Origin of the sequence: Longimicrobium sp. (genome assembly GCF_036280135.1) — a bacterium.
Taxonomy (GTDB): Bacteria; Gemmatimonadota; Gemmatimonadetes; order Longimicrobiales; family Longimicrobiaceae; genus Longimicrobium.
Genome location: NZ_DASURI010000140.1, coordinates 1 through 4,087, shown reverse-complemented (window position 1 = coordinate 4,087; position 4,087 = coordinate 1). Strand labels below are relative to the sequence as shown.

Below are 4,087 nucleotides of genomic sequence, written 5' to 3'. Positions count from 1 at the left end.
CTCCGCGTCCTCCGCCGTCAGCCGGGCGGAGCCGCGGTCCACGCCGCCCTGGAACGACTGGCCGTTGCGGACGGTGAGGACGTTGGTGCCCAGCGCGCCCAGGCGGTCCTGCACGGACTTTTGCGCGCCGTTGCCCAGCGCCACCATGGTGATGACGGACGCGATGCCGATGATCACGCCCAGCATGGTCAGCAGCGACCGCAGCTTGTTGGCGATGACCGCGTCGAAGGCGACGCGCGTGACTTCTCCGATTCTCATCTCAGCCTCCCCGCGGTCCGCCGCCCGCCGGAGCGCCGCCCGCGCCGGGCACCACGCCGCCGCCCATCCGCTGGCGCATCCGCTCCGCGTTCTCCGTCTGCTGCTGCTGGACGAGCGCGCCGCTCAGCAGGTACACCTCCTCGCCCGCCGCCACGCCGCGGACGACCTCCACGTTCTCCCAGTCGCTCAGCCCCAGCGTGACGGCCCGCGGCTCCGGGCCCGCCGCCGTCTTCACGAAGACGATGCCGCGCGTGGTCCCGTCCGCCGAACCGCCGCCGCGCGCTCCGTTGGCGCCGGCGCCGGAACGCGCGCCGCCCGCCGCCTGTCCACCGCGGGCCGATCCGCCCGCCGGGCGGAGCTGCGCCTGCACCGTGGCGGCGTCCAGCCCCAGCGCGGCGGCGGCCGTCGACGCCTCGCGCACGGTCGTCACGGCGCCCGTGGGGACGGAGACGGCGCCCGCGCGGCGGTCCGTCACCATCGACACGTCGGCGTTCATCCCCGGCTTGAGCAGGCCCTCCGGGTTCTCCAGGCGGACCAGGACGGGGAACATGGTCACGTTCTGCTCCACGACGGCCTGCGGCTCCACCTTGAGCACGGTGCCCGTGAAGCCCTGGCCGGGATACGCCTCCACCGTCACCCGCGCCTGCTGCCCCGGCTGCACCTTGCCGATGTCCGTCTCGTCCACCCGCGCGCGCACCTGCACCCGCGACAGGTCCGCCATGGTGAACAGCGACGTGCCGCCCGACACGTTGCCCGTGGCGCTGGCGATGATCATTCCCGGCTCCACGGCGCGGGTGATGATGGTGCCGGCGATGGGCGCGCGGATGGTCACGTCGCGGCTGCGCTCGCGGGCCAGCCGCGCGTTGGTCTGCGCGCGCACCAGCTGCGTCTGCGCGGCGGCCTCGCCGTTCACGGCCGATTCGTACTCGTCCTGCGTGACGATCTCGCTCTCCCGCAGCGCCTCCACCCGCTGGCGCTGGGCCCGCGCCGTCCGCAGCTGCACCTGCGCGGACGACAGGTCCGCCTCGGCCTGGTCCAGCGCGTTCTGCACGTCGCGGGGATCGACCTCCGCCAGCAGGGTGCCGGCCTCCACGTAGTCGCCCGTCTCCACGTGCACGCGCAGGATCTCGCCGGACGCCTTGCTCTTGACCTCCACGGTGCGGATGGGCTCCACCTCGCCGCTGGCCTCGGCGCGCAGCACCAGGTCGCGCTGCTGCGCCCGCACCGTCTGCGGGGCGGCGGCGGACGTCTTGGCGTCCGCCGAATTTCCTCCGAAGGCCAGGCCGCCCGCACCCAGGATCACCACGGCGGCGCCCGCGGCCACGCCCTTCTTCCAGTTGCTCTTCATCGTCGTCCGTATCCTTGTCAGTGGGCGTTCGCGCCGGAGCGCCGTTCGTCACTCTCGATCACCCCGTCGCGCAGCAGCAGCACCCGCTCGGCGTGCGCGGCGATGTCGGGCTCGTGCGTCACCAGCATCACCGTCTGCCCCTGCGCGTGCAGCTCGCCGAACAGCTGCATGATCTCCTCGCCCGTGCGCGTGTCCAGCGCGCCCGTGGGCTCGTCGGCCAGCAGCAGGGCCGGCCGCGTGGCCAGGGCCCGGGCGATGGCCACGCGCTGGCGCTGTCCGCCGCTGAGCTCGTTGGGCTTGTGGTCCATCCGCCCGCCCAGCCCCACACGCTCCAGCATCTGGGCCGCGCGCTCCTTTCGCTCGCGCTTGCGCAGGCCGGCGTAGACCAGCGGCAGCTCCACGTTCTCCAGCGCCGTGCTGCGGGGCAGCAGGTTGAAGGTCTGGAAGACGAAGCCGATCTCGCGGTTGCGGATGCTGGCCAGCGCGTCGTCGTCCAGCCGGGCCACGGGCTGCCCGTTCAGCCAGTACTCGCCCGCGCTGGGCGTGTCCAGGCAGCCGATCATGTTCATGAACGTGGACTTGCCCGATCCGGACGGGCCCATGACGGCCACGTACTCGTTGCGGCCCACGGTCAGGTCCACCCCGCGCAGGGCGTGGATGGTCTCCGCGCCCATGCGGTATTCCTTGCGCAGCGCCCGCACGCGGATCACGTCCTCCGCCGGCGTCTCCGCGCGGCGCCCCGTCAGGCGCTCCACCATCGTCGCCACGGCGCTCACAGCGACCTCCCGGCCAGGGCCTGCAGCTCCGCGCGGGCCACCTGGTAGTCGTAGCGCGACGTGACCACGTCTGTCTCGGCCTGCACCAGCGCCTCCTGCGACGTAAGCAGCTCCAGGATGGTCGTGCTGCCCAGCCGATACCGCTCGCGCTGCACGCGCAGGTCCTCCTGCGCCGTCGTCAGCGCCTGCTCGGCCAGGGCGATGCGCTCCTGCGCCAGCCGCAGCTGTCCCAATGCGCGCGCCGCGTCCGTGCGCACGCCGCGGACGGCGTCCGCGAGCTGCGCCTGCGACGTGGTCTGCTGCGCCCGCGCCCGGACGACGCTTTCCTCGCGCTGGTATCCGTTGAAGATGGGATACGACACGCCGATCCCCACGGACCAGTTCGTCCGCGACTGGTCGAAGACGGGATCGGAGTTCTGCCAGTTGTAGCCCGTGGACACGCTGACGGACGGCAGGTACTGGCTGCGGGCCGCGTCCACGCCGGCCGAGGCGGATTCCGTGGCCGCGCGGGCCGCGATCACGGCCGGCGCCTCGCTCTGGATGGACGCCAGGAGCGCGGACGCCTCCGCGTCGCTCACGGCGTCGACCCGCGACTCGTCGCCGCGCGCGGCCGTTACCGCGTCGTCCGCGCCGACCAGGCGGCCCAGCGCCAGCTGCGCCGCGTCGCGCTCCGTGCGAGCCTGCAGCAGGTCGCCGCGGGCCGTGTTCAGCTCCAGCTGGGCGCGCAGCAGGTCCGACCGCGTGGCGCTTCCCAGCTGCAGCCGCTGCTGCGCGGCCGTCACGCCCTCTTCCGCCCGCTGGATGCGCGACTGGGCGACGGCGGCCAGGTCCTCCGTCCGCAGCACCTCGTAAAAGGCGCGTTCCACGTCCAGCGACACGCTGGCGCGCTGGGCCGTCAGGTCGGCCTGGGACGCGCGGGTCTCGGCCTGCGCGGCGTCGCGCTCGGCGCCGCGGCGGCCTCCCGTGTACACGTCCCACGACGCCGACAGGCCCGCGCTGTACGCGTCCGACGTGCCGCCCAGCGCCGTCCCCGCCGCCGGCGTGCCGATGGTGCTCGTTCCGGCCAGCGAGGTGCCCGCGTTCACGGACAGGCTGGGGAGGTACGCGCCCCGCGCGCTGCGCTCCGCCGCCTGCGCCGTGGTGATGGCGCCCGTGGCGCTCACGACGGACGGGTTGCTCTCGTGCGCCATCTGCACCGCCTGCCGCAGCGTGACGGCGCGCGCCGGCTGCGTCTCCGGGACGGACGCCGTCTGCGTCTGCGCGGAGGCGGCGCCCTGCGGCGTGGTCTGCGCCGCCGCGGCCGGCGCGATCATCAGCGCCGCGGCCACGATGCCCACGCGCGTCCAGTGCGCCACTCGCAAGTCCATCTGCTTCATCGTCTTGCCTCTCTCGTTCGATGATCCGCCGGCCCGACCTCCGCCGGCGGCTCGCGATCCGATGCTCCAGGAGTGCGTACGAGCGCACGGAGATTGGCCCTGTCGGATCTGCAGGGCGTCACCACCTTGACCCGCGGGGCTGGCCCGTGGTCGATGCCATTCGCTTCTGGAAAGGAGACGCGCGAGGTGCGGCGGATGTTAAAGCGGTGAGATGAGGGGCAGATTACGGGGTGGGATCTGGTTCGTCGGACGGTGCGTGGAACGCGTTGTTGCGGAGCCGCTGATTTGTTCTTATTCTACCGCTCTGAATGGGATATCGCGTTTTCTGA

The 4,087-nt window shown here is 73.1% G+C and carries 4 protein-coding genes; all 4 read right to left on the bottom strand.

Annotation, left to right across the window (positions count from 1 at the left end; all coding sequences use genetic code 11):
* Nucleotides 1–258: ABC transporter permease (locus VFZ20_RS04360; RefSeq protein WP_329682610.1), on the bottom strand; the 258-nt coding region annotated here is incomplete at its 3' end.
* A 1-nt stretch (nt 259) separates the two neighbouring features.
* A complete protein-coding gene (locus VFZ20_RS04355; protein ID WP_329682609.1) occupies nt 260–1,606 on the bottom strand; it encodes an efflux RND transporter periplasmic adaptor subunit in 1,347 nt (448 codons plus the stop codon).
* Between the two features lie 17 nt (nt 1,607–1,623).
* Complete coding sequence (locus VFZ20_RS04350; protein WP_349264060.1) at nt 1,624–2,364, bottom strand: ABC transporter ATP-binding protein; 741 nt, start codon at nt 2,362–2,364, stop codon at nt 1,624–1,626.
* Between the two features lie 14 nt (nt 2,365–2,378).
* Nucleotides 2,379–3,758: a TolC family protein gene (locus VFZ20_RS04345; RefSeq protein WP_329682607.1), complete on the bottom strand. Its 1,380-nt coding sequence runs from the start codon at nt 3,756–3,758 to the stop codon at nt 2,379–2,381.
* Nucleotides 3,759–4,087: the final 329 nt, after the last annotated feature.

Bases quoted from the DNA above. Each gene is read 5' to 3' on its own strand.
- VFZ20_RS04345 (WP_329682607.1), bottom strand. From the start codon at position 3,758: ATGAAGCAGATGGACTTGCGAGTGGCGCACTGGACGCGCGTGGGCATC.
- VFZ20_RS04350 (WP_349264060.1), bottom strand. From the start codon at position 2,364: ATGGTGGAGCGCCTGACGGGGCGCCGCGCGGAGACGCCGGCGGAGGAC.
- VFZ20_RS04355 (WP_329682609.1), bottom strand. From the start codon at position 1,606: ATGAAGAGCAACTGGAAGAAGGGCGTGGCCGCGGGCGCCGCCGTGGTG.